The sequence below is a fragment of the Candidatus Aquiluna sp. UB-MaderosW2red genome, assembly GCF_900100865.1.
Lineage (GTDB): Bacteria > Actinomycetota > Actinomycetes > Actinomycetales > Microbacteriaceae > Aquiluna.
The window spans coordinates 1,485,470-1,509,898 of sequence record NZ_LT627734.1; the positions used below are offsets into that span (position 1 = coordinate 1,485,470).

General features: G+C 51.6%; 24 protein-coding genes and 1 tRNA gene. 7 read left to right on the plus strand and 18 right to left on the minus strand.

The window, feature by feature from the left end; translation table 11 throughout:
* The first annotated feature begins 27 nt into the window (after positions 1-27).
* Positions 28-1,269 carry an MFS transporter gene (locus tag BLP47_RS07580; protein WP_091852329.1) on the plus strand — a complete coding sequence of 414 codons (1,242 nt, stop codon included), beginning with the start codon at positions 28-30 and terminating at the stop codon, positions 1,267-1,269.
* Positions 1,270-1,618: 349 nt separating this feature from the next.
* On the opposite strand, the gene BLP47_RS07585 is transcribed toward BLP47_RS07580, so the two are convergent.
* From BLP47_RS07585 to BLP47_RS07595, 3 genes are all read right to left on the minus strand, one after another.
* Positions 1,619-2,218, minus strand: coding sequence for a hypothetical protein (locus BLP47_RS07585; RefSeq protein ID WP_091852332.1), 600 nt, complete (start codon positions 2,216-2,218; stop codon positions 1,619-1,621).
* Between the two features lie 96 nt (positions 2,219-2,314).
* Positions 2,315-3,106 carry a GNAT family N-acetyltransferase gene (locus tag BLP47_RS07590; RefSeq protein ID WP_091852335.1) on the minus strand — a complete coding sequence of 264 codons (792 nt, stop codon included), beginning with the start codon at positions 3,104-3,106 and terminating at the stop codon, positions 2,315-2,317.
* 77 nt (positions 3,107-3,183) lie between these two features.
* Positions 3,184-5,118: a heavy metal translocating P-type ATPase gene (locus tag BLP47_RS07595; RefSeq protein WP_091853089.1), complete on the minus strand. Its 1,935-nt coding sequence runs from the start codon at positions 5,116-5,118 to the stop codon at positions 3,184-3,186.
* An 802-nt stretch (positions 5,119-5,920) separates the two neighbouring features.
* Between BLP47_RS07595 and BLP47_RS07600 the strand changes: the two genes are divergently transcribed.
* Positions 5,921-7,348: a hypothetical protein gene (locus BLP47_RS07600; protein ID WP_091852338.1), complete on the plus strand. Its 1,428-nt coding sequence runs from the start codon at positions 5,921-5,923 to the stop codon at positions 7,346-7,348.
* A gap of 63 nt (positions 7,349-7,411) precedes the next feature.
* On the opposite strand, the gene BLP47_RS07605 is transcribed toward BLP47_RS07600, so the two are convergent.
* Complete coding sequence (locus BLP47_RS07605) at positions 7,412-8,509, minus strand: calcium:proton antiporter (protein WP_091852341.1); 1,098 nt, start codon at positions 8,507-8,509, stop codon at positions 7,412-7,414.
* A 166-nt stretch (positions 8,510-8,675) separates the two neighbouring features.
* Positions 8,676-8,969, minus strand: a complete 294-nt coding sequence (locus BLP47_RS07610; RefSeq protein ID WP_091852345.1) for a DUF2892 domain-containing protein — start codon at positions 8,967-8,969, stop codon at positions 8,676-8,678.
* A gap of 386 nt (positions 8,970-9,355) precedes the next feature.
* On the opposite strand from BLP47_RS07610, the gene BLP47_RS07615 reads away from it, so the two are divergent.
* Together BLP47_RS07615 and BLP47_RS07620 are read left to right on the plus strand one after the other, a co-directional pair.
* On the plus strand, positions 9,356-10,324 hold the full coding sequence (locus BLP47_RS07615; RefSeq protein WP_091852348.1) for an ATP-binding cassette domain-containing protein: 969 nt from the start codon (positions 9,356-9,358) through the stop codon (positions 10,322-10,324).
* Entirely contained in the window at positions 10,321-11,151 is an 831-nt protein-coding gene (locus BLP47_RS07620) for an ABC transporter permease (protein ID WP_091852351.1), read from the plus strand. Before BLP47_RS07615 ends, BLP47_RS07620 begins: the two co-directional genes overlap by 4 nt.
* A gap of 68 nt (positions 11,152-11,219) precedes the next feature.
* Here the strand turns inward: BLP47_RS07620 and BLP47_RS07625 are convergent.
* Together BLP47_RS07625 and BLP47_RS07630 are read right to left on the minus strand one after the other, a co-directional pair.
* Positions 11,220-11,295: transfer RNA gene (locus BLP47_RS07625), tRNA-Thr, on the minus strand.
* Positions 11,296-11,364: 69 nt separating this feature from the next.
* Positions 11,365-12,267, minus strand: coding sequence for an oxygenase MpaB family protein (locus tag BLP47_RS07630; RefSeq protein WP_157671580.1), 903 nt, complete (start codon positions 12,265-12,267; stop codon positions 11,365-11,367).
* A 45-nt stretch (positions 12,268-12,312) separates the two neighbouring features.
* On the opposite strand from BLP47_RS07630, the gene BLP47_RS07635 reads away from it, so the two are divergent.
* The gene (locus tag BLP47_RS07635; RefSeq protein ID WP_091852357.1) at positions 12,313-12,681 is read left to right on the plus strand and encodes a hypothetical protein; all 369 of its coding nucleotides are present in this window, start codon (positions 12,313-12,315) and stop codon (positions 12,679-12,681) included.
* 23 nt (positions 12,682-12,704) lie between these two features.
* Here the strand turns inward: BLP47_RS07635 and BLP47_RS07640 are convergent, their stop codons facing one another.
* The 9 genes from BLP47_RS07640 to BLP47_RS07680 are packed head-to-tail and all read right to left on the minus strand — an operon-like array spanning position 12,705 to position 21,035.
* A complete protein-coding gene (locus BLP47_RS07640) occupies positions 12,705-14,177 on the minus strand; it encodes an alpha/beta hydrolase (RefSeq protein WP_091852360.1) in 1,473 nt (490 codons plus the stop codon).
* A complete protein-coding gene (locus tag BLP47_RS07645) occupies positions 14,167-15,324 on the minus strand; it encodes a DNA polymerase III subunit delta' (RefSeq protein ID WP_091852363.1) in 1,158 nt (385 codons plus the stop codon). The genes BLP47_RS07640 and BLP47_RS07645 overlap by 11 nt, the downstream gene beginning before the upstream one ends.
* Entirely contained in the window at positions 15,321-15,938 is a 618-nt protein-coding gene (tmk, locus tag BLP47_RS07650) for a dTMP kinase (protein WP_091852366.1), read from the minus strand. The genes BLP47_RS07645 and tmk overlap by 4 nt, the downstream gene beginning before the upstream one ends.
* 2 nt (positions 15,939-15,940) lie before the next feature.
* On the minus strand, positions 15,941-18,559 hold the full coding sequence (gene topA, locus BLP47_RS07655; protein WP_172807185.1) for a type I DNA topoisomerase: 2,619 nt from the start codon (positions 18,557-18,559) through the stop codon (positions 15,941-15,943).
* Positions 18,560-18,576: 17 nt separating this feature from the next.
* Positions 18,577-18,933 (minus strand): Rv3654c family TadE-like protein, encoded by a 357-nt coding sequence (locus BLP47_RS07660; RefSeq protein WP_091852372.1) that lies wholly within the window; start codon positions 18,931-18,933, stop codon positions 18,577-18,579.
* Positions 18,909-19,178, minus strand: a complete 270-nt coding sequence (locus BLP47_RS07665; protein WP_157671582.1) for a hypothetical protein — start codon at positions 19,176-19,178, stop codon at positions 18,909-18,911. The genes BLP47_RS07660 and BLP47_RS07665 overlap by 25 nt, the downstream gene beginning before the upstream one ends.
* 16 nt (positions 19,179-19,194) lie before the next feature.
* The gene (locus BLP47_RS07670) at positions 19,195-19,356 is read right to left on the minus strand and encodes a DUF4244 domain-containing protein (protein ID WP_091852378.1); all 162 of its coding nucleotides are present in this window, start codon (positions 19,354-19,356) and stop codon (positions 19,195-19,197) included.
* A gap of 15 nt (positions 19,357-19,371) precedes the next feature.
* Positions 19,372-20,106 carry a hypothetical protein gene (locus BLP47_RS07675; RefSeq protein ID WP_091852382.1) on the minus strand — a complete coding sequence of 245 codons (735 nt, stop codon included), beginning with the start codon at positions 20,104-20,106 and terminating at the stop codon, positions 19,372-19,374.
* Positions 20,103-21,035 carry a CpaF family protein gene (locus tag BLP47_RS07680; protein ID WP_157671584.1) on the minus strand — a complete coding sequence of 311 codons (933 nt, stop codon included), beginning with the start codon at positions 21,033-21,035 and terminating at the stop codon, positions 20,103-20,105. The genes BLP47_RS07675 and BLP47_RS07680 overlap by 4 nt, the downstream gene beginning before the upstream one ends.
* A gap of 335 nt (positions 21,036-21,370) precedes the next feature.
* On the opposite strand from BLP47_RS07680, the gene acs reads away from it, so the two are divergent.
* Together acs and BLP47_RS07690 are read left to right on the plus strand one after the other, a co-directional pair.
* Positions 21,371-23,344 carry an acetate--CoA ligase gene (acs, locus tag BLP47_RS07685; protein ID WP_091853091.1) on the plus strand — a complete coding sequence of 658 codons (1,974 nt, stop codon included), beginning with the start codon at positions 21,371-21,373 and terminating at the stop codon, positions 23,342-23,344.
* Positions 23,345-23,346: 2 nt separating this feature from the next.
* Positions 23,347-23,784: a GNAT family N-acetyltransferase gene (locus BLP47_RS07690; RefSeq protein ID WP_091852388.1), complete on the plus strand. Its 438-nt coding sequence runs from the start codon at positions 23,347-23,349 to the stop codon at positions 23,782-23,784.
* On the opposite strand, the gene BLP47_RS07695 is transcribed toward BLP47_RS07690, so the two are convergent.
* Positions 23,785-24,243 carry a RidA family protein gene (locus tag BLP47_RS07695; protein WP_091852391.1) on the minus strand — a complete coding sequence of 153 codons (459 nt, stop codon included), beginning with the start codon at positions 24,241-24,243 and terminating at the stop codon, positions 23,785-23,787. It abuts the gene before it with no gap.
* A complete protein-coding gene (locus BLP47_RS08525; protein ID WP_172807186.1) occupies positions 24,244-24,396 on the minus strand; it encodes a DUF4177 domain-containing protein in 153 nt (50 codons plus the stop codon).
* Positions 24,397-24,429: the final 33 nt, after the last annotated feature.

Here is a 24,429-nt window from a genome sequence, read left to right on the forward strand (position 1 = left end):
CTTCCTAATAGATGCCAAGATTAGGCGGTGACCAAAACCAAAGCCGAAGGCCTAGGGCCTAGCTTTAATAGGCTCTGGTCGGCCTCCTTAGCCTCAAACCTCGCCGATGGCATATTCAAGACTTCGGCGCCACTGCTAGCGGCAACCCTTACCAAAGACCCCATTGTTATTTCACTCATGGCAGCACTTGTGATGCTGCCATGGTTGTTATTTGCAATTCCAATCGGCGGCATTGTGGATCGCATTGATAGACGGTTGCTATTAGCAACTGCGAATGCAGTGAGATTCCTAATGGCCGCCTATTTAGCCACCATGGTCGCTTTTGATCTAATTACCATTCCAATTCTCTACCTGGTGGTATTTGTCTTCGGGGTTGCCGAGGTGCTCTATGACACCACGGCCCAGTCCATGATTCCGCAAATACTAAAACCCAAGAACCTCGAGCGCGGTAACGCAAGACTAGAGATTGGTGCGGTCACGGTTGGAGAGTTCATCGGGGCGCCAATCTCCGGAATCCTCTTTGCAGTTGCGATTGCGATTCCTTTTTTCCTAGGCGGAGCCGGGGTTTTGGTGGCAGGGATATTGGTTCTGACAATTCCCGGTAATTTCAAAAAGCTCATGAAGCTCGATGAGAATCAAGCCCCAGTTGCCCCAACCAAGTTTTGGTCCGATATCCGCTTTGGCATCAGTTACCTCTATAACAATAAGGTGCTGCTCAAGCTAGTTCTTTTCACCTCAACACTTGGTTTCTTTTGGGCAGCGACCGGCTCTACCATGGTGCTCTTCCTCACTCAAACTCTAGAAGTCACCCCGACCTTCTTCGGCTTTGTCTTCACGGTGCCGGCGATCGGAGCGATCATTGGCTCGATCACCGGGCCCAAGGTTTCAGCTCGCTATGGCAGGACCAATGTAATGGCTTTTGCGATTGTCACAAGCTCGGCAGTCACAGTTGCGACCGGACTATCACCAACGGTTTATTTCTTTGTGGCATTTGGGTTGGTGAACTCCATCACCATCACCTGGTGGAATATTCTTCTAATGTCTAGCTACCACCAGATAATCCCCAATGAGCTCTTTGGCAGAATCCATGGCACCAGAAGGACTTTGGTTTGGGGCATGATGCCAATTGGTTCGCTTATGGGCGGTGTAATTGCCCAGTTTGGTTTGCGGATGCCCTATTTAGTCGCAGGAAGCATTGCACTCTTCGTTGCGATTCTGGGCATTCGATTCATAATCTCACTCAAAAATCTTTTTCCCATAGGTGATTAATCCCCACAGTAAAAAATAACCGATTGGCCTGCGACAGCTGCTCGGCTCAATAGGGCAAGTGGGGATTAGCAATTTAGGTTTTTTGAAATGGACGAAAACCTTTTCTCGCGTTGCTTCGCCGAAACTAATCGTGATGATAATGGGGTAATTGACATGGGGATGCTGTTCCCTGTCATCGAAACAAAGTTGTTTTCTGACTCTCCAACCGATACCTGAATACCTGAATACCTGAATACCTGAATACCTGAATACCTGAATACCTGAAATTTTTGCCGTCATTCCCTAAACCTCATAGCCCTAGGCGCAGATCGCAAGAATGTTCTCAGATCAACCAACGATGAGTTTTTGCTCAGCTGTCGAGTCTGTAATCCGGCTTGAGCATCGCAAGGATGATGATGAACCAAGCATTAGATACCTGCCTTCGTTCGAGCTGACTCAGGTCCAACCTGGCTGCGGTAATGCCAAGTGGCATTGCAGCAAACAGAATTGCCATGGCATTCACATCTACTCGTTTAGCCAAATTGCCGGCATCGGTGTGCTTGGTTATAAAGTTGAACCAGCTTTGACGAGTGAGCTCTTGAGCCTCTAGAACCACCTCTCGGACTTGGTTATCCGCTATAGATTCAGAAACTGCCCGCAGATGAGCCAGGCGACTAGCCTGACGCTCCGGGGAGAAGATCTCATAGATGAAATCCGACAGGCCTTCCCAGTCGTTCTTGGCAGCCAGGTCATCCAAAAATAAATAGTCATCCCTAATCGAAGAGAGCACTATCTCGCGCCAAGCTCTTCTTATTAGCCCAGCGCTATCTCCAAAATGGTGATTGACCATTGGCGCGCTAACGCCGAGTTTCTTGGTGATGCTTGCCATTTTGGGCACTCGTCCAGCACGAATGTCCTCAATGACCGAGGCAATCAATTTTTCCGGTAGTTGGGCGTCTTGCTTAGCCAAGATGCATGCCTTTCGACTTCAAAATAATTGTTCCCATCAGCACCCTAGGGAAAAGCCTTGCAACTGGAACAGCAAGAATCATGTTCTCTCCCTTTTTTAGAGTTGTTTTGGAAGGCCAAGTTTGAATCTCTGCCCTTCTCGGATGCGAAGGCTTGGCCAACTGTCCTCCAATAGATCAGAGGTGAGTTCCGAAAGCCGAGTCTTCTGAACGCCCAGTTCATCAAAATTACTTAGATCCAGCCAGGTCTCAAAAGCGATCTTTGCGCTGGGCCAGTCCCTATCGAGAATCGAGAACCAAGCGGTGTCACGGTTACGGCCCTTGACAATGGTTGCCTGGCGAAACACCCCTTCAAAGGAGAATCCGAGCCGCATGGCGGCTTGGATAGAGGGCTGATTCAAGGCATTGCACTTCCACTCATACCTTCTGTAACCCAGCTCAAAGGCGTATTGCATCATGAGGAACATGGCCTCGGTAGCGATCGGCTTTTGCTGCATTAGAGGTGAAAAGGTGATCCAACCAACCTCAATCGAAGCAGCCCTTGGATCTATTCGAAGGTAGGCAGCTACTCCCACGGCCTTGCCGGTTTCAAGATCTATTAAGGCGTAAAACATTGGGTCTTGCTGATTCTGAAATTTCAAGACCCAAGCTCGGTACTCGGCTTCATCCTGAAATGGCCCGTGGGGCATATAGATCCACAGGCTGCCCGATTGATTCAGACTAAAAGCTTGAAATAAATCTGCAGCATGCTTGGCATCATCAAGCGGCTCGAGCCTGCAAAGTTGGCCGAGCAATACCGATGTTAAGTCGGGAAGCTCAGGCAAAGTGAAATCTTCAACCAGCTCGCCCACGGGATTACCCTGCGGATCAGATACGGAGTCAAGCCTCATGGCCTAAGGGTATCTAGAAGAAACAAGTGGAACAGCAGAACACACCAGAACCAGCTGCAACAGCGGATTACTAAAAGCTAATCTAAAACCGGGGGTGCTGACTCGGGCCTTAGATCAAGCTTCCTCAATAGCTGAGCGTTTAGAGCGACAACTATCGTGGACATTGACATCAAAAGCGCTCCGATTGACATTGGCAAGATAAAGCCGATAGGCGCGAGAATTCCAGCAGCTAAGGGAACCGAGATTAGGTTGTAACCGGCTGCCCACCAGAGGTTCTGCGTCATCTTTTTATAAGCCGCGTTGGATAGGTCGATCACCGAGATAACCGAGCGAGGATCATCGCTCACCAGGATCACCCCAGCCGAACCGATGGCGACATCGGTCCCTGCGCCAATGGCAATTCCAACATTCGCTTGAGCCAGAGCTGGGGCGTCATTCACGCCATCCCCCACCATTGCTAAGGTTCGGCCTTCAGCTTGCAGCTCTTTGACCTTCTGGGCCTTATCTTCAGGTTTCACGCCAGCAAAAAATCGCTCAATACCTAATTCCTTAGCCACGGTGGCGGCGATTGCTTCGGCATCCCCGGTGATCATCACTACTTCGATGTCCCTTTGGTTGAGGGCGGCAATAGCCGCCTTTGACTCTTCTCGAATCTCATCGGCAAGCGCTAGAGCTCCTGCAACCTGCCCGTCGATAAAAACGTGCAGGATGATCGCGCCTTCGCTTCGCCACTTATCGGCAATTGGTAACTCTGAACCAGATTCTTGGGTTAATAAATGTGGCCCACCCACTTGAATGACTTGGCTTCCCACCTTGGCCCTAACTCCCACCGCAGGTGAAGATTCAAAGTCCTTGGATTTTGGAACATCCAAATTTCTATTCTTGGCGGCGCTGACAATAGCCCTGGCCAGTGGATGCTCAGAATCAGCTTCTGCCGCTGCGGCAAGAACCAAAAGCTCGTCCTGGCTCAGACCCGTCGCCGACTCGATTGCGGTGACAACCGGTGTTCCCTTGGTCAGGGTTCCAGTCTTGTCAAACAAAACAGTATCGACCTTGCGCATTGTTTCAAGAGCCAGGCGATCCTTGATCAGCACCCCAGCCTTAGCAGCTCGCTCGGTGGAGATTGAAACCACAAGCGGAATTGCTAGCCCCAGCGCATGCGGGCAAGCGATAACTAAAACGGTAATGCTGCGAATCACCGCAGCATCCGGCATCCCTAGGAGGCTCCAGGTAATAGCCGTGATTACGCCTGCCGACAGTGCAAACCAGAATAACCAGCCGGCAGCCTTGTCAGCTAAACGTTGAGCCTTTGAAGTTGAAGACTGAGCCTCGGCCACGAGCTTTTGAATTCCAGCCAGCGTCGTTCCTTCGCCAACCGCAGTGATTTCAACCCGAAGTCCGGAGTCCGTTGCCACGGTTCCGGCGATAACCAAATCGCCTTCACCCCTTCGGACCGCGATCGATTCGCCAGTCAGCATGGATTCATCCATGCTGGCGGACCCTTGCAAAATCATGCCGTCAGCTGCGACTTGACCGCCTGGCCGCACCACAATGACATCGCCAATTTTTAGCATCGCCGGGGAGACCACCACAACCTTGTCGCCCTCCACTCGCTCGGCCTCATCCGGTAGCAGCGCGGCTAGTGAGTCAAGTGCTGAGGTAGTTTGAGCCAGCGAACTCATTTCGATCCAGTGCCCGAGCAGCATGATCACAATTAGAAGCGCTAATTCCCACCAAAAATCCAGGCGTTGATCGAGCAATCCGAGGCTTGAACCCCAAGAGGCTAAAAATGCGACGCTGATGGCAAGAGCAATCAGAAGCATCATGCCGGGCTTTTTGACTCTTAATTCACTAACCGCCCCGGTTAGAAAAGGCCTTCCCCCAAAGACATACATCCCAGTTCCAAAAATTGGCGGCACCCATGCCAGCCAGCCAAGGCTCGGTAGCTGATAGCCAATCAAATTGGCAAACATAGGTGAGAGTGAAACCACGGGAACCGCCACTATGAGCATGATCCAGAACAACCTGCGAAATTGAGCCACGTGATCGTGATGGCCAGAATGTTTTTTATGATCGTGATGATCACCCTTTGACGAGCCAGCATCAACTTTTGAGTTAGCTGCTGGGTCCCTCATATTGTGCTTGTCACTAGCGCCAGTGCTCCGAGTCTCACCCTTGGAACTCTCAATGTTATCTTGCTGATTCACAGCGGCCTTTCCTGGTGCAGCTTGGCTATCACTCTGGCACACTTCGAAAAGATTAGAAATCTCAATCTAAGTGCGCCCAACTGGAAGGGCCGCTTTCAAGGGTAATAATCGGTCTCTAATTAGTAGGAATACTCGTGACTGACATCAAGGGTGGGTGATTCGAGATTTCCGCATCAACGCCACTGATTGTGATTTTAGTCAACATGCCAAGCCGAGTGCCCAAAGTACTGAGCTCGCTGTCCTCAATCGGAGATTCTTGTGTTGGCTGTGGAAGTTGGAGTCGAATTGGATGAGGACGCCCTCCCGCTTGAGGTATTTGGGCCAAAACCTCCGTTCGCGTCACCCTGCATTTGGCCGAAATGATCGAACGGACAAGCCCCAACCTGTCCTTCAAAGAATGCCAATCGTGAGCCTTATTAAGAACAGCTCTCTTGCAGTCATTTCGGCTTTGGTTGCAGGTTATAAGGCAAGCGCCTATTTCGGCATAAAGCCGGCTCTGCATTATCCAGCAGAAATTTCGTGCATTCATAAAGCGTCGCTCATATGCGGAACTTGCAGATTCCCCAAGTTCCGCATAGCTTGAGAGCCAAGGACCCACCGGAGGAAATTGAAAAAGTTTTTTACAGCGTTGGTCACAGCCCTTTTTCTAACTTCTATTTTTGGCCCAGGCGCCACCGCCCAAGAGGTCCCTCGAAGCGTGAATCAGTCGTGGTTGCCCGCGTTTCCGGTGAATTCAACCCAGCTAACTTCGGCCCAAAAAGCCAGCATCTTCACCAGAGTTGCAGAGTATTCGAGCGCCGATAAGTACATTTGCACGGGGGTGACCTCTCCAAAAGCATCTAGCAAGGAACGGCTCAAGATTCGGATTCGAGCAAAAGCTGCCTGTGAATATGCCGCTAGCCTGAACCCGTATCTTTCGACTTGGTTTCAATCCAAGAATTCCAACGCTAAGAGATATCAGGGTCGAGTGCTGATTTCAATAAAGACCCCCTTGCTAAATCAAGGTTCCGAGGCTGTGAGCCGAAGCAGTTTTGAAAGCCCCGACACTGTCGCAGGCTTTCAAATCAAACCGATTTATCTACTCCCCTCAGATGTGGCAGATGAGCGCCTTGATCTCAATGGCACGATTGCCACATCCCTGCGCGAGGGAAATGACTTTTTGAAAAAAACCATAGGACTCGAATTTCCCCTGGACATGAACCAGCAAGGGGAAATAGACATTGGATTCATCCAAAGCTCGATGTCAACCAACGACATTGAGCAACTTTTATCAGAGGGTGGCAGATTAGACGGATTGATCGCAGGCACAGGATTTGAGAAACCTTCCACTTCGAGAAAGCTCTATGTCTTATTCGCCCCGGTAAAAGATTCGGCGGATGTCTGCGGGCGTGGTGTCGTCTCTGGCACAATCTCTCTGGTCGCGATGAAGGGAAGTTGCGGCGCCAGCTCAAGTGAATTCGGTCGAGTGTTTTCTAAAGTGTGGATTCATGAGGCATTGCACAACTTGGGGGTCGAGCATGTGCCCGAGAATTGTGATCTCATGAGTTCGAGGTCGGATTTCCCCGAAACAAGATGCTTCTCAAACCAGAGAACTGAAATGGACCCGAACGGGATTTATTACCTGGGGTCTAACGCAGCCGGAGTAGACATATTGACTCAGAAAGCTTGGGTTGGAAACAATCTTCTAAGTGATCAAGACCGAGGGACCTGCAATCCGCTATTTGATCAAAATGGCCGATCGGTTAAGGGAACGTGGATTTGCTCTATCGGGCTGGTAGTGCTGGGGCCAAGAGACTTCTGCTGGAGCCAAATTAGTTCTTCAAAGATGCAAACCTGGTCCGGAGGTAAATGGACAACGCTGGGAAATGGAATTCCAACAAAACTCCCCTGGGGATCCAAAGATGTCTGGGAATGCAAGTCTGGAGGTGTGGCCCCGAGCCTGAAAATCAGAGTGGCGAAGGCTGATGAAAACTGGTATCGATGGCAGGTCAATGGCAAGACTCTCGATCCCTTCAGGGTCATCTTTCAGAACTAGCTCCGATTTTCGGGTCTCAATTACCTGCTGACCGCTCTTTGGCAAGCGAAAAATAAACAAGTCTCAAGAAGTGAAAACAACCATGACAAATGCGCCAAAAATGCTCAGGTGCACGGCCCCCTGCAGGATTGAAGCCTTGCCTGGCAAAAGCGTCAGGGCGCTAACAAATAGCGCTAGAAATAAGAGGGATATTTCCGTTGCACCGAGACCCAGGTTCACCTGAAAACCAAACACCAATGAAATAACGGCAATCGTCGGGATCGTCATGCCTATGCTGGCAAGAGCCGAGCCGAGGGCTAAATTAATGCTGGTCTGAGTCCGGCCGTAATAAGCAGCCTTCAAAGCGGAAATTGATTCGGGTAACAACACCACGATTGCAATCGTGAAGGCCACTACCATCTGAGGCAGCCCGAGGCCGGAAACCGCCCCTTGAATAAGCGGACTGGTGACCTTTGCCAGGCCAACCACGGCCACCAAGGATCCCAGCAGTCCAAATACGCTCCAAAGTGCTTGCTTTTTACTCGGAGCCCTAACGTGAGCGGTTTGACTAGGGGGCATGTTCGCTCTGGGAGGCGGCAAGAAATAATCACGATGTCTGACGGTCTGCATCGTTACGAATGTCAGATAGATAACAAGTGATGTGATGGCTGCAAAACCGAGTTGGGCTGGGCTAAAAGTTGGGCCCGGAGTTGATGTGGTGAAGTTCGGTATAACCAAGCTCAAGATGCTCAGGGATGCCAGTGCCGACAGCGCCGGCACTGCGCCCTCAGGCTTGAAGGTTGCGTACTTGAGCCTAAAAGACTTAATTAAGATCGAGCCGCCAATAATTAACCCGGTCGTGATCATTATGGCTGCAAACACGGTGTCGCGCGCAAGGTTCCTGGTGGCATCGGGGTCAGCTATGGTCAAAACCACAATCATCCCGACCTCGATGATTGTTACTGCAACCGCAAGAATGAGAGAACCAAAAGGCTCCCCCACCTTCAGAGCGATTACCTCAGCGTGAGAGACGGCAACAAAAACGGTGGCCACTAAAACTAAACCCAGCCCGGCAAGCAGCGCCAAGGGAATGGTCGCACTCCAAGAAATTGCCAATAAAACCAAGGCAACTACTGGAACGGCAAAATAGGGGACCTTGAGGTTGGAGAACTCGGTGGCCAAAGTGCTCCCGTCCGGATTTGGTTCAAAAGGCTGGAGACTTTGTGAACGAATTCAAATATTACGACAGTTCTGAAAATGCGGAAGCGGCAATTATTTTTGAATGGGTCAATCAAAGTGCTAATTCGGTTTTGGAGAATTAACCCAACTCCAACTAAGGAGACTTTGGCTAGTTCAGGCCAAACTTTTTAGAATCGACCTGATCAAAAAAGAAGAGCAGCTTCTCGCCGTTCAGTGGCGCTCGGTAATAAAGGCTTACTGGACACAGGTTCAGTAGACCAGTACTGAACATCATCAGACCAAGTGGGATAAGCGCCAAAGCCCAGCCGCCAGAAAGAATGCTTCCAGCAATCAAAACCGGTCCGCCAACAATTCGGGCCCAGCGACCCGCGGGGGAAGAGACAGCCTTCATAACCGCGATACTTGATTTGGGGATTAATCTTGGGGTTGCGCTGCTGGTCATTTGAATCTCCTTGCTCGGTGCAATGCGGCTTGTTGTTACCGCTGTCGTTAGTATACCCCCTAGGGTATTTAGAGGATGACAGTTTTCTGACAGAGTTGCCTAGGGGAATTTAGACTTCGGCAACCATTCCAAGTCGCAGCCACATCTTATTCCTGGTCCCGGCCGCGATACCCCCGGCACCAGCAAGGCCTGGCAGATCGAGCGAAGTGCCTTGTCTCCGGGAAAAGCAAGAAAGTCACTAAGTGACGAGTTGGCATAAAACAGCGCTGGGCTATGTTGTGTAAAAGCGGGCGAGGCTTTGCTGCACTGAAGATTTTAACAAAAGCTTGCTGGTACCGAAAAACTTTTAGCCCAGTTGCTTTTTCGAACAAAACAGGAGAACACCATTGAACTTCATTGAAGCGCATGACTTGAAAAAGTATTACAAGTCCAAATCAGGCGAAATAAAAGCTCTAGATGGTCTGTCGCTCTCAATCCCACAGGGAACAGTTAAGGGACTTCTTGGTCCCAACGGTGCCGGCAAGACCACTGCAGTCAAGATACTGACGACCTTGACTACTCCGACCTCAGGTGAAGCATTTATCGATGGAGTGAGCGTCACCTCGGAACCCGAGCGGATCCGCAGGATGATCGGGGTTTCGGGTCAGTATGCCGCGGTTGATCAAAAGCTAACCGGCTTTGAGAACCTAGAGATGATCGGGCGGCTCTACCACCTTGGTGCCTCAGCAGCAAAAAAACGAGCCAATGAACTCATCGAGCTATTCGATTTGGTTGAAGCCGCGAATCGGCCCGTAAAGGGATTTAGTGGCGGTATGCGCAGAAGAATTGACCTAGCTGGGGCTCTGATTATCAACCCGGCGGTTTTGTTCTTGGATGAGCCGACTACAGGATTAGACCCTAAGAGCCGGCTTGACCTTTGGAAGGTAATCAAAGACCTGGTCACCAACGGCACCACGGTACTCCTAACCACCCAGTACCTCGAGGAAGCCGACCGGCTAACCGATTCGATTGCGGTTATCGACCATGGTCAGGTAATCGCCGAGGGCACCAGCGACGAACTAAAGCGGCAAATTGGCGGGCAGTACATCGAGTTCGCTTTGGTGCGGCTCGAGGACATCGAACAAGGTAAAGGCCTTTTGCAATCTATTTCAAATGAAAAGGTGTTTATTGGAAACGATGGCAGAACCCTGTCGGTTGCCGCAGATTCCGCCCCTGAAAAACTTCAAAAAGCACTCAAGCTTTTCTCGGATGCAGGGATAGAGCTCAATGACGCGGGCATGAGAAGACCGACCCTAGACGATGTGTTTCTGAACCTAACCGGCCGCCAGGCTCAAGAAGATGAGGTTGCAAAATGACACTTTCATATCAAGTAGATATAAAAGGACCCTTCACCCAGCTGATCTCCGACAGCTGGGTGACCACAAAGCGCAACATCATCAAACTTCGGCGTGATCCAGAGATTTTTGTTTTTACCCTGATCCAACCGATCATGTTCGTGCTGCTGTTCAACTACGTATTCGCTGGGGCAATCTCAATTGAGGGTGGCGACTATACCCAATTCTTAATGGCAGGCATTTTCGCTCAAACAATAGTGTTTGGCTCCACCTACTCGGGTTCCGCAATGGCGCAAGATCTAAAAGACGGCATCATTGACCGCTTTCGAACCCTGCCGATGAATACTGCAGCGCTATTGATCGGAAGGACCGCTGGAGATTTGGTTATAAACGCAGCCTCTATGGTCGCGATGCTTATTACCGGCTACCTAGTCGGTTGGCGAGTAACAAGCTCCTTACCTGAAGCAATGCTTGCAGTGGGACTGTTGTTGGGCTTCAGCTACGCATTTAGCTGGGTAATGGTGCTAATCGGGATGTCGGTCAAGTCACCTGAAATTATCAACAACGTTAGTTTCTTGGTTCTTTTCCCGCTGACATTCTTGTCCAATGCCTTTGTGCCATCAGACACACTTCCGGCCCCACTGCGCATATTTGCGGAGTGGAACCCCGTTAGTTCTCTAATTCAGGCCTGTCGCGAACTCTTTGGAAACATCCCGGCAGGGACTCCCGTGGGAGATAGCTTCGTGCAGCAAAATCCGCTGTTGATCGTGCTGGTGGGTATTGGGTTGCTATTAGCAATTTTCGTCCCGGCCAGCATTCTAAAATTCAAGGCTTTGTCCAGAGTTTAGGTGCGGCTTGATTCGATGGACTTGTCGAATTCGGATGTGAAGCTAACCTTGGCAATCCTCTTGCACTTTGGAGCCACCCAGCGGAATCGAACCGCTGACCTGCTCTTTACGAGGGAGCTGCTCTACCAACTGAGCTAGGGTGGCGAAAAATGCCCTTGGGCACTTGCAAAAGTTTAGCGCCAATCACTTTTGACGCCAGACCCCAACTAATTGTTAGGAAATGACTCCGGCTCTTTTGAGTCTCGCCACAGCGGCGTCTTCGATTGCCGACTCTGGTCCGATTGCCTTTCGCATGATTGCCAAAAGGTTTGTGGTGATGGGGCGCAAAATCCAAAGCGGATAGGAGCGCATGCCAATGCGTTCCTGATAGACCTTTGGCAGCGACGCCAAGGCTGAGTGAAACAGCAGGGCGTAAATTGGCTTGGTCGCCAAGGGTAAGGGCACCTTGCGAATCCACTTGATCACATCGGTGGTTGCTGGAGTGACCACTAGCTGAGAATCAAAACCCTGCAGGGTCTCTAGAAGTTCGGCTTCTGACATTGGGGCTGTGTTTAGGCCCAGCGGCTCGACAGACTTGGCCCAAAGCCTCACGTAATCGTCCGCCCCACCGGGGATTGGCTTTCTTGAATAGTTCTGGTGGGCGCGCAAAAAAGAATCCATGAATGCTACATGCACCCAAAGCAATAAATCGGGGTCAGCGGCCTTATAGGGCCTGACCTCTTTAGCTGCAGTCTCATACTCACCGGTAACGCGAGTGTGCATTTTATTTACCCTGGAGGCCTCACCAAAGACTGCGTCGGTTGAACCAAAGGTTGTGACTGTCAGCCAACGGATTGTGCCGGAGAGTCGACCCAGTGGATCTTTTTCATACCTCGAGTGCTGAGCCACGCCAGTGAGTGACCCTGGGTGAAGGGCCTGCATTAAAAGCGCCCTTACTCCACCGACCAAAGTGGCAAAATCTCCATGCACAACCCACGGAGCATCACTTGGAAGATAAAGTCCAGGCTTGTCTCCGGCCTCAACAACCTTGAGCCAGGGTGGCACGCCATCGCTGGCGCCAGATAGGAGTTTGCGGAATCGCTTGGATAAATTCTCCTGAAGAGCGTTGTTTTTCAACCGCAACTGCCTAACCTTGAATAAGACCTTCGAAAAAGGATAACAATGACCGAACAAGAACTAATCCAAGACTTCAATAAAAACCGACTGCACGTAATTCTGGCTCAGCTGGCTCCAACGGCACTTTTGGCCTTTGCCGCCTTTGCCACTCCAGAAATTGCCACTTACAGCAACTACCTGAAAGCGGCTTTTGCTTTGATCTTGTTAGCTTCTGGCATTCTAGGCGCACTGGCTGAGTATTCGGCTGCTTCCCAAGCCCAGGCGGCCATTGACGACCTTAGGGTCCTACCTGGAAAATCTGCACTGCGGAGCCGCATAATATCCTTCAGACCCTGGCTCGATGTCATAAAGTTTGTTACCCCTACGATCTTTATCGCTATATTCGCGACAATTCTTTTAGGGCTCTACTACTAAAACATATTCTCCACCGACCAGCTTCAGCCGCAAGTGAGCTCTTCTTGGTCATAAACCTGGCCATCAAAGTATGCATCAACCAGTGCGTCCACACACTGGTTGCCACCATAAGCGGTGTGACCCTCACCCACAAAGGTCAAAAGCGTAGCTCCATCCAGCAGCTTTGCCAAAGCCACGGCTTGCGAATAGGGAGTTGCCGGGTCACCAGTTGTGCCAACCACTAGTGGTGCATTGGCTAACGGGATACCGAAATCAAGCTCTTGCTTACCAATCCCATCCGGCCAGCTCTCGCAAGAGACATGGGGAGCCGAAAAGTACTTGCCGAAGACTTTGGAGGCCTGTGCAATTTGAGGCTCCAGCTCGGTTACTTCGTCCTCAGTGATTCGAGTATCGGCGCAAGTGATGGCCAGATTCGCTTCATTCACATTCGAAAGATAGCCGCCAGTCACATTTCTATCGTTGTAGAAATCGGCCAAAAGCAGCATCGTAGTGCCATCTCCGTCAAAGGATTCAGTAAAGGCTTGCGATAAAAACGGCCAAGATTCTTGGGAATATAAAGCCGCGATAATGCCCGATATTGCAGGGCCAATTCCGAGTTCACGATCGACCTGAGTAGGCAATGTCGATGATTCCCGATCAGTTAGGAAGCTCGCTATTTTGGCAATCCCCTGGTCAACAGTTCCAGAAAAAGGGCAACCCCGCTGAGTCAAGCAGTCGGCCAGGTAGCCCCGAAGAGCATTATCAAAACCGGCTATCTGACCGATCAGGTTTTTACCCTCCGTGGTGGTGGGGTCGATTGCACCATCTAAAACCATGCGCCCAACTCGGTCAGGAAATAGCGCCGCGTAAACCGCGCCAAGCTCGGTTCCGTAGCTATAGCCAAGGTAATCAAGTTGCTCCATGCCCATCAAGGCTCTGATTAGTTCAAGATCCCTGGCCGCCTGCTGAGTAGTGAAGTAGCCGGTGTCAAAACCGACCTCTTGGCAACTTTGAGCAAATTCCGTCAGCAACTTTCTTGACCAGTCCAAATCCGCTTCTGAACCGTAGGGAAATTCTGACTGGCTGTAGTAAACCCGATCTTTGAGATCCACATCAAGGCATTCCACCGGGCTCGAGCCGCCAGTACCGCGCGGATCAAAACCCAAAAGCTGAAACTTGGAGCGAAGGGCAGCTGTGCCAATCGACTGATAGCCCTCCTGGAGCCACTTCACACCACTGACACCCGGACCACCCGGGTTCACCAAAAGCGGGGGTAGGTCTTTTGTGGCCGAATTTCTGGTAAGAGCTATTTCAATGAACTCACCGGTCTCGGTCACCCAATCAAGTGGGGCCGCGATAACAGCGCATTCGAAACCGGTTTCGCAGTCGATCCAGTCGATAACCTGATCAAAGACAGGTAAGCCTTTCTCGACCTGAGTGATTGAACTATCTGAAACTACTGGGGCACAGCCTGTGAGTAGCAATACCGATAGAGCCAATAGGCCTCTAACTCGCAATTTTCTCCCTAAAAATCATTTGCACGCACAGCGACTCCAAGACCAGCAGATCCCTGACGTTGGAAGCCAAACGAGCCCTGGATTTGGTAATGGCATCCAGAATCTCAATCGTATCCTTGGCCTTGGTTCCCTGGGCTCTTTCGATAATCCCCTGCTGAAACTCTTGATTGACTAGCTCCTGCTCGCCACCAAGTTGGATGGCCATGATGTCTCGATGGAGGGATTCTAAATCGGTGAAAATTCGATCGATTCCGTCTCTCAGCGCTCTGGTCTGACGACGTTTTTGATTCTCTTCGAGTTCCTTGAATTGGACCCTGAGGTTTGGCGGCACCTTTTCGGATTCCTCCAGACCATAGGCTCTCATCAGTGCCAAGCGCTCTTTATCGTCGCGCTCTTGGGCAACCGCCTCGGCATCGCGTTTGGCCACCCCCAAAAGCTTCTCAGCTGCGAGCATGGCTTGAGATAAATTGCCCACTGACAAAGCGACCCTCAGAGTCTCTTGTCTTCTCGCCCTGGCCTCCGATGAGGTCGCCAGCCTTCTTGCCATGCCCACGTGGTTCTGAGCCTGCAACGCAGCTCTTCTGGCTAGTGACTCTTCGACACCATCGCGTTGCATTATTAAAGCTGTCACCTCAGCCACCGAGGGCAGCCTGAGGTTTAGGTTTCTGGTTCTAGATCGGATGGTTGGCAAAAGGTCAGACACCGATGGGGCGCAGAGAATCCAAATGGTGTTTGCCTCTGGTTCCTCTAAGACTTTCAGTAAAACGTTTGAGGTGCGCTCGCCCATTCGATCGGCATCTTCAATAATGATGATTCGGTACTTTCCTACCGAGGTGGCAAGCGAGGCTCTTGAAACAACACTCCTCACCTCATCGATGTTGATAACCACTCGGTCAGTTTTCAAAATTGTGACATCGGGGTGAGCATCTGCCATTGCCAAGCGGCACTGCTGACAGGACCCGCAGCCGTCTAGCTCGCACTCAATCGCCGCTGCGAAAGATCTTGCGAGGTTACTTCTTCCAGAACCTGCGGGGCCCGTGAAGAGCCAAGCGTGCTGTAACCCGGCTTGCTTGGTCCCTATCGCACGCTGCAACTGCTCGATTGCCTCTGGCTGCCCCAGCAGTTCATCCCAAACAGGGTGGCTCAACTAGAACCCGCAGCACTCAACTGACTGACCCGCGTCCGAATCAGCGCTTGAATCTCATGAACTGCCAATTTCGCGTCGATGACTAAAAACCTGGGCTCTTCGGCCCGACGAAGGTACTCGTCTCGGGCGCGCTCAAAAAAAGCCACCTCTTCACGCTCTAGGCGATCCGGCTCGGTCCCCTTTTTGTTCCTGCGCAAGATTGCCTGGTCGGCGGGTAGATCTAACAAAATAGTGAGGTCGGGCATCAGGTGATCAACTGCCCAAAGTGAAATGTTTTTGACTTCATCAACCTCGAGATCCCTGGCAGCACCCTGATAGGCCACCGAAGAATCAAAGTAGCGATCAGACAGCACGGTTTTACCCTGAGTCAAACTTGGCTTGATCTTGGTGGCAACATGGTGAGCTCGGTCTGCCGCGTATAAAAGAGCCTCGGCCCTTGGAGAAACATCACCTTTTCGATGGAGCAAAAGGTGCCTAATTTCCTTGCCAAGCTCGGTGCCGCCCGGTTCAAGCGTTCTGACCACATCGTGGCCCAGGTCTTTGAGCCAGGTTTCCAATAGATCCAACTGGGTTGATTTACCAACCCCGTCAATGCCCTCGAAGGTAATAAACACGGCTAGGCCTTTTTCTTTGCCTTGGGCTTAGCTTTTGGTTTTACCGTCTTCGGCTTCGCCCTCGAGGTCTTCGAAGTCTTTGGCGCTTCGCCTGGTTCAACGCCGAGCTTTTCGCGCCTGATGGCTAAAAGTTCAAATGCGCGATCGTTGGAGAGCTCATCAAGAGCCTCGTCTTTTGGCACCGTGGCATTTATAACGCCGTCGGTGACGTAGTCCCCAAACTGACCACCCTTAGCGACCACATTCAGCTTCGAGGCCGGATCTTCACCGAACTCCCTAAGCGGGGTTGCCGCAGTTCTGCGAGCGCCGTACTTTGGTTGCTTGTAGATTTCGATTGCTTCTTCAAGCGTTAGCGCAAATATTTGTTCTTCAGTGGTGAGCGACCTAGAGTCGGTGCCGCGCTTGAGATAGGGGCCATACTTTCCGTTCTGCGCTGTGATTACAGCTTGGGATTCTGGGTCAATTCCAATTTCGCGCGGTAGCGACATCAGCATTACGGCATCCTCATAGCTAATGGTAGCCGGGGCCATGCTCTTGAATAAAGATGCAGTTTTAGGCTTGGGGTTACCCTCATCAACCAAGGTGACAAAGGGGCCATAGCGACCGTCCTTGACAATTATGTCCAAGCCGCTATCGGGGTCCTGGCCCAAGATTCTATTTTCAACCGGTGGGGCGTTGATTAGCTCTACGGCTTTTTCGTGGGTGAGCTCATCCGGTGTTAGTCCCTCAGGGATATTTACAATTCGACGCTCTTCGTTTTCGGTTACCTCTATGTAAGGTCCGTACTTACCAGTTCTCAACAAGATGCCATCGCCGAGCTCGAAGGAGTTTATGAGCCTCGGGTCAGACTCCCCCAGGCTCTCCACGGTTAGCTTTAGGCCCTCGTCGCCAAAGTAGAAATCGGTCAGCCACTTCGAGCGATCCAGTTTGCCAAGCGCAATCTGGTCCAAGTCATTCTCCATCTTGGCGGTGAAGGCGTAATCGACCAGGTCGCCGAAATTATCTTCCAAAAACCTGGTAACCGTAAACGCAATCCACTCTGGAACCAGCGCGCTGCCCTGCTTTCGAACATAGCCCTTATTCAAGATGGTGGAGATAATTGCGGCATAGGTCGATGGTCGCCCAATCCCCTGTTCTTCTAAGGCTTTTACTAAGGATGCCTCTGTGTACCTAGCTGGCGGCTGAGTTTTGTGGTCTTTGGCTAGCGCATTAGCGCAATCCACCGACTGACCCTCTGAAAGAATCGGCAGCTTGGCGGATTCTGCGGAGTTGTCTTCTTCTCGAGTCTCGTCATAGACCGCGAGAAAGCCCTTGACCAGCACCGTGGTTCCAGAGCTAGATAGCTCAAGGTCTTGGTTCTGAATATTGGTAGCGAACTTCACGGTGGTGGTGGAGAGTTTGGCATCGGCCATCTGAGAGGCCACGGTCCTTCGCCAAATCAATTCGTAAAGAGCGAGCGATCTGGCGTGCACGAGCTTTGTCAATTCACTCGGATGCTTAAAAACATCTCCTGATGGCCTCACCGCCTCGTGCGCCTCCTGGGCGTTTTTAGATTTCGCCCCGTAAAGCCTTGGAGTCGCTGATACTGAATCCATACCGAAGAGCTCACTGGCAGCCGCTCGCGCCGCGGTCATCGCTTGCTGAGAAAGATTGGGTGAATCGGTTCTCATGTAGGTGATGTAACCCTCTTGATAGAGCTGCTGTGCGGTGTCCATCGCTTGCTTCGCGCTCATGCCCAGTTTCCTCGAGGCCTCTTGCTGGAGTGTTGAAGTTGTGAATGGCGCATAAGGCTTGCGGCTTGATGGCTTTGCTTCAACAGAGCTGATACTGAGTGTCGCATCCTTGAGACCAAGAGCCAAGGATTCCGCTTTTTCAAGTGGTAAAACTAAAACATCCGAGTTGAGCTTGCCATCGGCATCAAAGCTTTTCCCGGTGGCCAAGCGCTTGGAGTCAATCGACTGCAGCTTCGCCTCAAACTCAATGCCGGCTTCTTTGAGCTCAGCGATGACCGAGGAGTAGCCGGCGCTCACGTGCGCCATTCGCTCGCGCTCGCGTTGGACAACCATTCGCATTGCTGGGGATTGAACTCGGCCAGCGGATAGGCCGCGGTTGATTTTGCGCCACAAAACTGGAGAAATTTCATAGCCGACCAATCGGTCGACCACGCGCCGGGTTTCCTGCGCTTGCACTAAATCCTCATCCAAAGCCCGGGTGTTATCCACCGCCGCTTGAATTGCATCCTTGGTGATCTCGTTAAAGACCATCCGCTTAACCGGGACCTTGGGCTTCAAGACCTCCAGAAGGTGCCAAGCAATTGCCTCACCCTCACGGTCCTCATCGGTTGCGAGATAGAGCTCATCGCAGCCCTTCAGAGCGGACTTGAGTTCGCTGACGGTTTTCGACTTACCCGCCGAGATTACGTAATATGGCTGGAAGTCGTTCTCGATGTCGATTGAGAACTTTGCCAGAGATCCCTTCTTTTTCTCAGCGGGGATCTCTTTGGGGTCCGCTAGATCCCTGATATGTCCAACCGAAGCCAAAACCTCAAAGTCTTTACCCAAATACTTGGCAATGGTCTTCGCCTTTGCCGGCGACTCCACGATTACCAACTTCTTTGGCACGGGCACTCCTTATATAGCTATTGAACCGAGTCAAGCACGGCGGCCTCAGCGATTGCTGACAGGCGCCATAATCCGATGTTTTTCTCAACCTCGAGCATGGCGCCGAATCCGACAATACGACATGAAATCACTGTCGCACCGTTGGTTTGGGATATTTGCACGGCATTTTCACATGGAAGCCCACTTATGTTCCCTGCCAGAGTGTCTGCGGCCGCGACCGCAGCGGCATCGGCTGCCTGCTGCACCACAATCTTGCCGAGGGTGACTTCAAAGCCCAAACTCAGCGCCAAAAAGAGACTAGACAGCGCAGCTATCAAGCCAATTACAAGCGCTGAGGCGGAGCCTTTTTCTAGTAGCCGAGAATCAATTGGCATGATTTTGCTCGAATCGGAAGCGGATTTGATTTCAATAGGTGAACACAGCTAATCCGCTCGATGCGCTCAATTGTGTAGGTGGCGCCCTCGAGCTCGGGAAGCTCTAACCCGAGGGCGTCTGCTCTGGCCATCGACCAGCTCATGGTCTGTAGCTCTAGCCGCTCGAACCCCAAACTCACGGCCCCTAGGGTTAGAGACACTCCCAGCACCAGCACCGGCATCAACATCATAAACTCAGCCGTCACGGCACCTCCGTCGTTTTTATTCGATACCAAGCGCATTTGCGACCAGCTGAAACAGCATTTGGCGCACCTCATCGCTTCTAAGCACGATCACTAAAAGGCCTGCGAACGCAACCGCAGCCATGGTCGCGATGGCGTATTCAGCAGTGATTGCGCCCTTATCGGATTTAATGATGGTCATTTTGTCTCCTTCTTTTTAGTTTGCGATGCCAATCAGCATCGGGATTGTTGTGAGAATCAAAAAAGCGGGCAATACGGTCAACCCGAGGGGAATCAATAAGCGAACCGAAAGCGCTCTCGCGCTAACCAGTGCCTGGGTGCGACCCGAAAGAATCAAGCCCTTGATGCGCGCCTCAATCAAGAAAATAAGACCAACGCCAGTTTCCATTGAAAGTGAAATAAGGTCTTGAATTGCCTGCTCGTCAACCCCTGATTCAAGCGCCAGTCTTTTCGCTTCAAAAAGCCCAACCCCCGATGAGATGGCCAGCTGAAATGCCAGTAGGTCATTAGCCGGTTTCAAAAAAGACCCCTTGGTGCCAGCGAGCATCTTTTGGCTCCAACGGGCTCCTAGATAAATCAAGCCTCCAGCAATCGCAAAGGAGGCGATGCCAAAACCGCTCCCAAGACTCGCCAATGGATCTAGCCCGACGAGTTGACCCAGTGCTAACGCAAATGCTGGGAGCCACAGCAGGAGCGTTCTAGTTGCCCTGGGTACCGCTTGGCTGCTTTCTATTTCAGCTTCGAAATCCGCTTTGGCATTCTCGAATTGCTCAAGTATTTTTAGTGCCGGGCCCAGTGGAGCTCCAAATTGTTGGCCTTTTTTTATTAGCTCTTGCTGCTCCGGACTGAGCTGGTCAAAACGATTTGCGAGCGCCGACTTGCTGGATAGTCCGGCGGACAGTAGCGCCGAGATTTCGATTAGAGCGCTCATGCCTGCGCCATCAGGTTTAACGGCTCGATTTCAAGATTCTTCTTGCCATTGCTGAGTTTTCCAATCGCCACCACCTTGCGTATTCGATTCACGATGCCGACCTGAATCACTAGATCGATTGAGGTCCCGGCCAGGTTGCTGACGAGCTTTTGGCTGAGTCCCGCAAGCATGCCTAATGATATGAGTCGATTGGGCACTTCATGAAGGCTCCGAGCATGAAGGGTCGCCATGGTCCCGCTATGGCCATTATTCATGGCCTGAAGCATCTGGCCAAGCTCCGCGCCCCTTACTTCGCCAACCACAATGCGGTCTGGACGCATTCTTAGAGAGTGGGTCAAAAGGTGCTGCATTGATATTTCACCTAGGCCCTCTTGATTAGCCTCGCGCTCAAATATCCGAATCGCAGGCCAGCGGATCTGAAGCTCGGGCATTTGCTCAATGCAGATCACACGTTCGCGAAGCTCTGCGATCAAAGCAGAAAGTAGCGTGGTCTTACCCGCCGAGGTCGGCCCGCTGATTATTAGGTTGGATCGATTTGCGAGAGCCTGTTCGAGGATTTCTCGCTGCGTTAAATCAATAAAGCCGGTAGTTGCAAGCTCGGCCAGTGAGATCTGATTTACCGGGTGGACTCTGATGCTCACCAGGGTTGAGGCTGAAATGCCGAATGGCAGTATCGCGTGAAAACGGATCCTGCCGATCATGAAATCAGCCGCTGGTTTCGCAAGATCAAGGCGAGCCCCAGCATCAAAGGCGAGCTGCCGAATAGCACTAACCAGCTCTTGCTCGGACTCAAAGGGGTTTGGGGCTTGCTCTAGGCCGCGACCAACATCTACCAGGCAGTTCTTCGCACCATCAACCAGAATGTCTGTGACGCCGGGTAACTCCAGGAGCCGTTTCAGGGCTTGGGGTATCAGGTCTTTTTCACTCATTGACCTATGTTGCGAGGTTTCGAGCATGAATAATTGCCAAAAACAATATCTGTGGAAAACAAAAAGGGGCGACAGGTTTGGGGGAAACCTGCCGCCAGCGGTGCCAGCATGGGGGGACGCTTAGCACCGCAAACTAACCGAAGTTAGCACTTTCAAGTGTAGGCGATATTGGCCACGAAGCGTCCCCCAATTTGGGATTTTCAGGAAGTTCAAATAATTTATTTATTTACACCGAATCCTCTCGGGCCAGTCCCTAGACTCACAACCAGAACAAGGGCTGCCTGAGATGTTTTCTAATCAAAGGCTTGCAAGTCAAAGAAAACGGGAGGGCCAAGTTGTCCCAAAATCAAGAGTTCGAGAATCTAGCGAATGAAACCAGAAGCTTTCCACCCACGCCGGCTTTCACGAACGCCGCCATCGCAAAGCCTGAGCTTTACGAATCGGCCCGGGCAGACCGCTTGGGTTTTTGGGCCGATCAAGCGAATCAACTCCACTGGCACAAGTCTTTTACCAAGGTTTTAGATTGGTCCAACCCACCTTTTGCCAAATGGTTTGAAGATGGCGAACTAAACATCAGCTATAACTGCCTCGATCGTCATGTTGAGGCAGGTTTTGGCAAAAGGGTCGCTTTGTTTTTTGAGGGTGAGCCTGGTGACACCAAGGTGTTTACCTATCGCGATCTTCTCAATGAGGTCAAAAAGGCCGCGAACCTGCTTTTGAAACTCGGTGTCAGTCCTGGCGATCGGGTGGCGATTTATATGCCAATGATTCCTGAAGCAATCATTGCGATGCAAGCGGTGGCTAGGGTCGGTGCGGTGCACTCGGTTATCTTCGGTGGATTCTCAGCCGACTCATTGGCATCAAGAATTCAAGACGCCGAGGCAAAGATAGTTATCACAGCTGATGGAGGTTTTCGCAAGGGCAAGGCTAGTGCTCTAAAACCCGCGGTCGATGAGGCTCTAGCAAATCAAAATTGCCCGAGCGTGGAGCACGTGTTGGTCGTGCAGCGAACCAAGGGGGAAGTGGCCTGGAATCCGGTCACCGATCTTTGGTGGCACGAAGAGATGCAGGTGGTCTCAAATCAGCACGAAGCCTTGGGCTTTGGTGCCGAGCACCCGCTATTTATTCTTTATACCTCTGGTACCACCGGAAAGCCCAAAGGCATCATGCACACTACCGGTGGCTATCTCACCCAGGCCAGCTATACCCATAAAAACGTTTTTGATTTGCAGCCCGCTCAAGACATTTACTGGTGCACGGCGGATGTCGGCTGGATAACCGGGCACACATATGTGGCTTACGGGCCGTTGGCAAATGGTTCAACTCAGGTCATTTACGAAGGCACCCCCGACACTCCCGACTGGGGCCGCTGGTGGGACATCATTCAGAAGTATCACGTTTCGATTTTCTACACTGCACCAACAGCGATTAGAAGCTTTATGAAGCTCGGCCGCAAAGTGGTGCAGCATTACGACCTGAGCTCAATCAGAGTCTTGGGTTCGGTTGGCGAGCCAATAAACCCCGAGGCTTGGATGTGGTACCGCGAAGTTATTGGTTCAAACCTTGCCCCAATAGTCGACACCTGGTGGCAAACCGAAACCGGCGCAATCATGATTTCGCCACTCCCCGGCATAACTCACACAAAGCCGGGCAGCGCCCAGGTTGCAGTGCCAGGCATTGAGCTGGCAATCCTCGATGAAGCGGGAGCACCTGTTGGCCCGGGCCACGGTGGCTACCTCACCATCTCAGAGCCCTGGCCCGCGATGCTGCGGGGTATTTGGAAAGACCCTGAGCGTTTCCAAGAAACCTACTGGGACAGATTCCCCGGCAGCTATTTTGCGGGAGACGGCGCCAAATTTGACCTAGATGGCGATCTTTGGCTTCTGGGTCGAGTGGATGATGTGATGAACGTCTCCGGCCATAGGCTTTCAACTGCCGAAATTGAATCGGCGCTTGTGTCTCACCCCTTTGTTGCCGAAGCTGCGGTGGTGGGAGCCAAAGATGAAACTACGGGTCAAGCAATTGTTGCCTTTGTGATTTTGCGCAGCAGCCAACTCAATGATCTGGGTAGCGAGGCTGACACCTCCAAGATCTTGCGCGATCATGTTGCAAAAGAAATCGGGGCAATTGCGAGGCCAAGAACCATCATCGTGGTGAGTGAATTACCCAAGACTCGTTCCGGCAAGATCATGCGCAGGCTCCTTAGGGATGTCGCTGAGGATCGCCCGGTGGGAGACATCACCACTTTGACCGACACCTCGGTAATGGACACAATCACCGGCAAGATTAATGCCGGCCATAGCGAGTAAGCATGCGGCTACGAAGGGCCGAGCCTAAGGATCTAGCTAATTTGACCCAGCTAATGTTGGAGTTCAGCACTGAGGCCCTGAGTCCTTTAGAAAAAAATCACATCGAAGCGGCGGTCGAACCATTACTGACTGAAAACCCGCACGGTGTGATCTTGGTGGCCCAAGATCAAGAGCTCTTGGGATATTTAGTTATGAGCTTTGGCTGGGGCATCGAATCTGGCGGCAAAGAAGCGCTCATCGACGAGGTTTATATCTCCCCCGATGCCAGAAATCAGGGTCTAGGGCGCTCCCTTGCCGAGCTGGCAATTGAGCATGCCAAAGCCAATGGTGTGAGGGTGATTTTTTTAGAAACCGAAAAGCCAAACGATCGGGTGCGAAAGCTATATCACCGGATCGGTTTTGAGCAAGAGGATTCTGTCTGGCTCAGAAAAAAGCTTTAGCTATAAAAATTCAATAATCAGTTCAATTTCCACCGGGGAGTCGAGCGGCAAGGATGCCACCCCAACTGAACTTCGGGCATGCCTGCCAAGCTCACCAAAAATGCTCTCCAGTAACTCAGAAGCCCCATTGATCACGCTCGGCTGGGCCGTGAAATCCGGGGTTGAGGCAACAAAACCGACCACCTTGACAATCTTGGTAATGCGATCAAGGTTGCCGATTACCCCCTTGGTCGCAGCAAGGGCATTTAGCAAACACCTTGCAGCCATTGCCTTTGCCTGCTCGGGCTCAATGCCAGCACCGAGCTTGCCGGTGGCCATGAGCTGTCCATCGATTAGAGGCAGCTGGCCAGCGGTGAAAACTAGGTTGCCAGAAACAATGGCTGGCAAATAGGCACCTGCCGGGGCTGCAACATTCGGAAGCTCTAGACCGAGGTCAAGGATTCTTTGTTCAACACTCATTTACTCGGCAGCTTTTTTGAAGAACGCGATTAGGCCGCCCTGTGGGCCGGTGGTTATCTGGACCAGCTCCCAGCCCTGGTTGCCCCAGGTGTTCAAAATTTGGGTTTCTTTGTGAAGCAAAAGCGGTGTTGTGATGTACTCCCACTTGGTCATTTACAGCTCCTAATCAGCAAGTCTTCGATAACC

Bases quoted from the DNA above. Each gene is read 5' to 3' on its own strand.
- BLP47_RS07670 (WP_091852378.1), bottom strand. From the start codon at position 19,356: ATGACCATCATTAAATCCGATAAGGGCGCAATCACTGCTGAATACGCC.
- BLP47_RS07675 (WP_091852382.1), bottom strand. From the start codon at position 20,106: ATGAGCGCTCTAATCGAAATCTCGGCGCTACTGTCCGCCGGACTATCC.
- BLP47_RS08525 (WP_172807186.1), bottom strand. From the start codon at position 24,396: ATGACCAAGTGGGAGTACATCACAACACCGCTTTTGCTTCACAAAGAA.
- BLP47_RS07620 (WP_091852351.1), top strand. From the start codon at position 10,321: ATGACACTTTCATATCAAGTAGATATAAAAGGACCCTTCACCCAGCTG.
- BLP47_RS07595 (WP_091853089.1), bottom strand. From the start codon at position 5,118: ATGCTCATAGTGGCGGTTCCCGTGGTTTCACTCTCACCTATGTTTGCC.
- BLP47_RS07635 (WP_091852357.1), top strand. From the start codon at position 12,313: ATGACCGAACAAGAACTAATCCAAGACTTCAATAAAAACCGACTGCAC.
- BLP47_RS07695 (WP_091852391.1), bottom strand. From the start codon at position 24,243: ATGAGTGTTGAACAAAGAATCCTTGACCTCGGTCTAGAGCTTCCGAAT.
- BLP47_RS07660 (WP_091852372.1), bottom strand. From the start codon at position 18,933: ATGCCAATTGATTCTCGGCTACTAGAAAAAGGCTCCGCCTCAGCGCTT.
- BLP47_RS07680 (WP_157671584.1), bottom strand. From the start codon at position 21,035: ATGAGTGAAAAAGACCTGATACCCCAAGCCCTGAAACGGCTCCTGGAG.
- BLP47_RS07590 (WP_091852335.1), bottom strand. From the start codon at position 3,106: ATGAGGCTTGACTCCGTATCTGATCCGCAGGGTAATCCCGTGGGCGAG.
- BLP47_RS07690 (WP_091852388.1), top strand. From the start codon at position 23,347: ATGCGGCTACGAAGGGCCGAGCCTAAGGATCTAGCTAATTTGACCCAG.
- BLP47_RS07610 (WP_091852345.1), bottom strand. From the start codon at position 8,969: ATGACCAGCAGCGCAACCCCAAGATTAATCCCCAAATCAAGTATCGCG.